The sequence below is a fragment of the Lysinibacillus sp. NPDC097231 genome, assembly GCF_044761885.1.
Classification (GTDB): Bacteria; Bacillota; Bacilli; order Bacillales_A; family Planococcaceae; genus Lysinibacillus.
This window is the reverse complement of sequence record NZ_JBIWDH010000005.1, coordinates 139,130-145,974: the sequence shown is the minus strand read 5'-3', so window position 1 is coordinate 145,974 and position 6,845 is coordinate 139,130. Positions and strand designations below refer to the sequence as shown.

The 6,845-nt window shown below is 38.1% G+C and carries 5 protein-coding genes; 4 read left to right on the top strand and 1 reads right to left on the bottom strand.

What is annotated here, in order from left to right:
- The first annotated feature begins 391 nt into the window (after positions 1-391).
- Complete coding sequence (locus ACIQXF_RS05685; protein WP_402780055.1) at positions 392-1,684, top strand: protoglobin domain-containing protein; 1,293 nt, start codon at positions 392-394, stop codon at positions 1,682-1,684.
- A 224-nt stretch (positions 1,685-1,908) separates the two neighbouring features.
- Positions 1,909-2,871 carry a 2-hydroxyacid dehydrogenase gene (locus ACIQXF_RS05680; RefSeq protein WP_402780053.1) on the top strand — a complete coding sequence of 321 codons (963 nt, stop codon included), beginning with the start codon at positions 1,909-1,911 and terminating at the stop codon, positions 2,869-2,871.
- A gap of 89 nt (positions 2,872-2,960) precedes the next feature.
- On the opposite strand, the gene ACIQXF_RS05675 is transcribed toward ACIQXF_RS05680, so the two are convergent.
- Entirely contained in the window at positions 2,961-3,761 is an 801-nt protein-coding gene (locus ACIQXF_RS05675) for a TIGR00266 family protein (RefSeq protein WP_402780051.1), read from the bottom strand.
- Positions 3,762-4,161: 400 nt separating this feature from the next.
- On the opposite strand from ACIQXF_RS05675, the gene ACIQXF_RS05670 reads away from it, so the two are divergent.
- Together ACIQXF_RS05670 and ACIQXF_RS05665 are read left to right on the top strand one after the other, a co-directional pair.
- Positions 4,162-5,640 (top strand): aldehyde dehydrogenase family protein, encoded by a 1,479-nt coding sequence (locus ACIQXF_RS05670; RefSeq protein WP_402780049.1) that lies wholly within the window; start codon positions 4,162-4,164, stop codon positions 5,638-5,640.
- Between the two features lie 26 nt (positions 5,641-5,666).
- Positions 5,667-6,839, top strand: coding sequence for a saccharopine dehydrogenase family protein (locus ACIQXF_RS05665; RefSeq protein ID WP_402780047.1), 1,173 nt, complete (start codon positions 5,667-5,669; stop codon positions 6,837-6,839).
- Positions 6,840-6,845: the final 6 nt, after the last annotated feature.

The following is a 6,845-nucleotide window of genomic DNA, read 5'->3' as shown; positions in this document are numbered from 1 at the left end:
AAGTTCTGCTCCATCTAGTTGTTATGTTCATTATAAATAAAAGTACCCTGTAAGAGAGACTTTTTTTAAGTGTCTATCTTATAGGGTACATTTTATTATAGAGTGGTTTTTTTAATTTGGAAGTTTATGTTATCTGAAGAATGCTGTAACGTCTTAACTCACTTCGGTTAAAAAAAGTAAGGATGAATCACTTAGTGAATAAGTTGTATTTGAGAATAGGATCGATAGATGTTAATGAAAAATGTAGATATTATTTACCTATTATGTTGTCACTTTCATTAATTAAACCTTATAATTGATGCTAAGACTATTAGAATGTTTTTTATTTTTAGATTATATTTAGTAGGATAGATATAGTATGCTATGAGATCATATTTATGAGGTGGAGAGAATGTTTCAAATTGGAAATAAGCCTAAGAAAAATATAATTGAAATTAGTGATGAAACGAATATAGGTGTTATTATTCAAGATCAGGAACGTTTGCTACAGTTAAATCTAATAAATCTAACTAGACAAGATTTGCAGTTGATTAGAAGTTTAAAACCACATATTGAACGAAATGTCGTTAAGGTGGTCGGGGCATTTTACCATGCAATTGAAAGTGTGCCAGCATTACGTGAAGTTATTCAAAAGCATAGTTCTAGCGAGCGTTTACGCCAAACATTACGCCATCATATTATAGAAATGTTTGAAGGACGTATAGATGAAGCTTTTTTGGAGAAAAGAAGACGTGTTGCGAAAATGCATGTGAAGATCAATTTGTATCCTAAGTGGTATTTAGCGGCCTTTCAAAACCTTGAAAAATCATTAAGAAAGATAGTTTATGAGCTTCAGTTATCGCATGGTGATGAAGAAAAGTATTGTGATGCTATAAGTAAAATATGCAATTTTGAACAACAAATTGTTTTAGAAGAGTATGATAATTATGCCAATATGTTAATCGAAGAACAACGAAATAGTGTTCAAGCACATGTAAAGGAAATCGTAGGCGGGATAACTACTCAGCTAGAAACTCAATCTCACACTACAAATGAAACAGTGACCGAACTCATTTTTAGTGCGAAGGAAGTTAATGCATACTTGAAGGAAAGTATTGATGAGGCAAAAACAATGCAACAGGTATCCACTGAAGGCTATTCCAAAATTGTATTAATTAACGAGCAAACTGAAAAAATTCATTATAAGACAGTTGAGATGGCAGGTATGGTGGAGCAGTTGGATCGGTCCTCCTCAAAAATTAATGCTGTTGTTGAAATAGTGAAAAGTATTTCTGGTCAAACAAATTTACTAGCTTTAAATTCAGCTATTGAGGCTGCACGAGCGGGTGAGCATGGAAAAGGTTTTGCTGTCGTGGCAAATGAAGTCCGTAAACTTGCTGATCAAACGAAAAATTCGGTAGAACAAATTGCTGATTTAATAGCGATGTCAAACGTGATAACAAGCCAAGTTGTCCAAGCTATTCGAGAAATTCAAGAACTAGTGAACAATAGTATTGAACAAAATGCAAAATCTTTAAAAGCATTCGATGCAATATCCGGCTCAGTAGATGGTACTATCTCAAACTTCCAAAATGTAGGGAGCCAAATAACAGAACTAGCAAAGATTATTGAATCGATTGGAGAATCTTCCGAGGAATTAGAAAAAGTCGCAAATCGTTTAGATACAACAATTAGAGATTTTTAAATAATTCACAACTATGCATATAGATCTGTGCATAGTTTTTTTATTATTTAAAATTTGGGTTGCTTATAAGAAGGATCAAACAACATATAGACTGATGAAGTTTGTAGAGTGATAGAAAGAAATAGGTTAACTCACATGTAAAGATAAGAAATTCCTAGAAAATGAGTGTACTAAGTGTTACGCTATAGGCGAATTAGGGAATTGAATAGAGGGGTGTCCGAAATATGAAAAAGAAATTATTTATTACACGTAAGTTCCCAGCGCATATAGTCGAACCGTTGCAAGAGTATTACGATATCGAACAATGGGAGGAGGAGGAAGTTGTTATACCACGTGAAAAATTGCTGGCATCGGTTGGGGATTGTGAAGTATTGTGGGTAACACTTGCTGATCGAGTCGATGAAGAATTATTAGTACACGCACCCAATCTAAAACTTGTGACAAATTTAGCAGTTGGCTTTAATAATATTGATGTCAATGCTTTGCGTAAACGAGGGATAATGGCAACAAATACACCTGGAGTTTTAACAAATACGACTGCTGATTTAGTTTTCGGATTATTGCTTGCGACTGCTCGTAGAATTCCGGAAAGCGAACGGTATTTGCGAGAAGGTAGATGGAAAAGCTGGTTTCCTATGCAATTAGTGGGTAAAGATGTGTCGAGTGCTACGATCGGAATTATTGGAATGGGGCGTATCGGGCAGGCTGTAGCAAGACGAGCAAAAGGCTTCGACATGAAGGTTTTATATAATAATCGTAGACGTCGCCATGAAGCGGAGGAAATGTACGGATTTAAGTATGTTTCGTTAGAGGAGCTTTTAAAACAATCAGATTTTGTTGTTATTATGACACCGTATAATAATGATACGGTAGGACTTATTGGGGCAGAAGAACTCGCATTAATGAGAGATGATGCAGTGTTAATCAACGCATCACGCGGGGGCATTATCGATGAGAATGCACTTTATGAAACTTTGAAAAATGGTAAGCTTTGGGCTGCAGGGCTGGATGTATTTGAACACGAACCTATTGCGTTGGATCATCCGTTATTAACGCTTCCAAATGTTGTAGCACTTCCACATATCGGTAGTGCATCTCTTGAAACTAGAACGGCTATGTTGATGCTGAACGTGAAAGCACTTACTGCATATGGACAGGGCAAAGCTGTATCCAATAGAATAGATTAATGACACCTTCATTGAATGAAGATAAAAAGTAGGAGCACATCGTTAATTAGATGCGCTCCTTTTTTATAAGGGGAATTGAGTATAGACTATTATCTGTTAAACAAATCAAATAGCCCGCCAATTCCACCTTCACCTTTAGATTGGCCGCCACCACCTTGAGAAATTGGTGCTGCAGCGAAGACGCGACTTGCTAAACGGCTAAATGGTAATGATTGAATCCATACTTTACCTGGACCCTTTAAAGTAGCAAAGAAGATACCTTCACCGCCGAACAATGCCGTTTTCACGCCCCCAACCATTTCGATATCGTAATTTACATCGGATGTCATAGCCACTAAGCATCCTGTATCAACACGTAACACTTCTCCAGGTTGTAGAGTCTTTTCGTGAATAGCTCCACCTGCATGTACGAAAGCCATGCCGTCTCCTTCAAGCTTTTGCATAATAAAGCCTTCACCACCGAAGAATCCTACACCGATTTTTTTCTGGAACTCGACACCAACTGAAACGCCTTTTGCAGCGGCTAGAAATGCATCTTTCTGACAAATAATTTTCCCATTTAGTTGACTTAAATCCATTGGAATAATCTTACCAGGGTATGGAGAAGCAAAATACACATGACGTTTACCCGAACCATTGTTAGTAAATGTTGTCATAAATAAACTTTCACCTGTAATTAGACGTTTTCCAGCTCCAAATAATTTACCCATAAGGCCACTTTCTTGACTTCCTCTTGAACCATCACCAAAGATAGTTTCCATATGGATAGCATCATCCATCATCATTAAAGCGCCAGCTTCAGCTACTACTGTTTCTTGAGGGTCAAGTTCAACTTGCACGTATTGCATATCATCGCCATATAATTTGTAGTCAATTTCGTGATTATTCATAATGGGATTCCTCCAAAAATAGTTTTGTTATTGTATACGATTATAAGTTGTAATAGTTTCAATGTATAATTAATTATTTTAGAAAAAAAGGGAATAAGCTAGGAAATGTCGAATATAAAAAACTAGAATGAGTATTTTTTATTTTCGTTTAGCTGAAAATTTGTGATTTTTTCACAAAAGATTTTCATTCGAATCGACATCAATATTTAGCTAAAAGAAAATAAAGCCTCTAGCAATTGTCACCGATGTTGCTGAACCAAAAGCATTCTTCACAGACTTCTATATATTAAAAATTCGGAATTTTGACATATTTGGTTCTGGATAGAGATATCTGTCTGAAAGCAATGCGACTGGTAACAATGAAGCCGAGGCATCATATTTACTTCAGGGGGTGTTTGTAGTGGAGATTAAAAACTATATCGGTGGTGAATGGGTAGCACATTCGCATTTACAAAGTATAGCAGTGATGAACCCTGCAAATGGAGAGCGACTAGCTACAATACCGCGCTCTACAGCTAGTGAGGTGGATGAAGCGGTAGTGGCTGCAAAACAAGCACAAAAAAGCTGGGCTTTGGTACCAGCTCCTAAACGTGCTGACTTTTTATATGCCATCGGTCAAAAAATGAAAGAGAAGAAGGAATATTTGGCGACCGTTTTAACAAAAGAGATGGGAAAGGTCATTGAAGAAGCTAGAGGTGAGGTACAGGAAGGAATCGATATGGCTTATTATATGGCAGGAGAAGGACGACGATTGTTTGGGGAGACAACACCATCTGAGCTTGCCAATAAATTTGCCATGAGTGTACGGGCACCTATTGGAGTTGTAGCTTTAATAACTCCTTGGAATTTCCCTGTAGCAATAGCTACTTGGAAATCATTCCCTGCGATTGTTGCAGGGAATACATTCATTTGGAAGCCGTCCAATGAGACGCCGATGATGGCGTACGAAATGGGCAAGATTTTTGAAGAGGTCGGCTTACCAGGTGGGGTAGCGAATATTGTCTTTGGCACAGGGCCAACAGTAGGGACAGCATTAATTGAACATCCAGATGTCAAGGTCATTTCATTTACCGGCTCTACAACAACAGGGAGTAAGGTTGCAGAGCTAGGTGGTAAACACCTGAAGAAGGTTTCATTAGAGATGGGTGGGAAAAATGCGGTCATAGTTATGGATGATGCCGATTTACAGCTAGCCACAGAAGGTATCTTATGGAGTGCTTTTGGCACTGCTGGTCAAAGATGTACAGCATGTAGTCGAGTTATCGTGCATAAAGATGTAAAAGAGGAACTAGAAAAACGTCTATTAGACGAAATGCACAAGCTAACAATTGGAGACGGCTTAGATGAAGGTGTCAAAATTGGGCCAGTGATTAATAAAGCTGCACTAGAAAAAATCAATCATTATGTGCAGATTGGAAAACAAGAAGGTGCAACATTATTAGCAGGTGGCGCAATATTGAATGAGGCGCCTTATGATAAAGGCTTTTATTTTGAGCCAACATTGTTTACTAATGTAAAGCCTGACATGATTATTGCACAGGAAGAAATCTTTGGCCCAGTCGTTTCTCTAATTGAAGTAGCAAGTTTAGATGAAGCTATCGAGGTAAATAATGGTGTGAAATTTGGCTTATCCAGCTCGATTTTTTCACAAAATGTTAATACAATTTTCCGCGCGCAACGAGATTTAGATACTGGAATTGTTTATGTAAATGCAGGCACAACGGGTGCTGAAATTCATCTGCCATTTGGTGGTACAAAGGGTACTGGAAATGGACATCGTGACTCGGGTGTAGCTGCCTTGGATGTCTATACAGAGTGGAAAAGTATTTATGTAGACTATAGCGGTAAATTACAAAGAGCACAAATCGATACAGAATAACAGGTCAATGAAAGGGGATGTTCTTGATGAAAGTTGTTGTATTAGGTGCAGGTTTAATGGGGAAAGAGGTAGCACGTGATTTAATAAAAAATAGCAAAGTAGAGCGTGTATTTTTAGGAGATATCGACGTAATAGCGGCACAGGACTTTGTAAATACATTAAATACAGATAAGGTTGAGGTTGTAGAGCTTCATGCAGAGCGCGATGACTCGTTGATGGGTGTTATCTCAAAAGGCAATGTAGTCGTCAATGCACTTTTCTATTCCTTTAATGAGCGTGTAGCAAGAGCAGCAATTGAAGCTGGGGTTCATTCCGTAGATTTAGGTGGTCATATTGGTGGAGTAACCGAAAAGATATTAGATCTCCATGAAGAGGCAAGGGCAAAAGGTGTAACAATAGTACCAGACTTGGGTGTTGCACCGGGTATGGTCAATATATTAGCGGGCTATGGAGCGTCGAAACTAGATGAGGTGGAATCTATTAAACTCTTTGTGGGCGGTATTCCGACAGAGCCAAAACCACCTCTTCACTATACACGAGTATTTTCTCTAGAAGGCGTTTTTGATCATTACACAGAGCCATCAAAAATGATTCAAAAAGGCAAACTTCAAGAAGTCCCATCCTTGTCAGGTGTAGAACCTATTTATTTTGATGGTTTTGGTGTGCTTGAGGCATTCTATACATCAGGTGGTATATCGACTTTGTATAAGACATTCCCAAATGTCGACACATTAGAATATAAAACAATTCGATATAAGGGACATGCAGAGAAATTTAAGTTATTAGCAGATTTAGGATTCCTTGATTCTGGAAATAGAGTAGAGGTAGAAAATCAGGAAGTTCCTGTGCGTGCAGTGGTTCGTGAGGCACTTAAAAAGAAACTTGAACTTGGTACAAAACCAGATGCTGTGTTACTGCGTGTTATTGTGGCGGGTGAAAAAGCTCAGCAACAAGTGACTTATGAGTACGAAATGGTTGTGCGTAAGGATATGACGATTAATGAAACAGCTATGGCCCGTGCGACAGCAAATACAATATCTGTCGTTGCACAAATGATTGGTGACGGTTCAATTACAGAGCATGGTGTGTTTGCTCCTGAATCAATTGTACCGGGCGATACGTATATTAAAGAGATGGCAAAACGTGGTGTTGTCATTAAGGAGACATCTCATAAATCAGCAATGATTGTGAAATGGTAGGTGTTG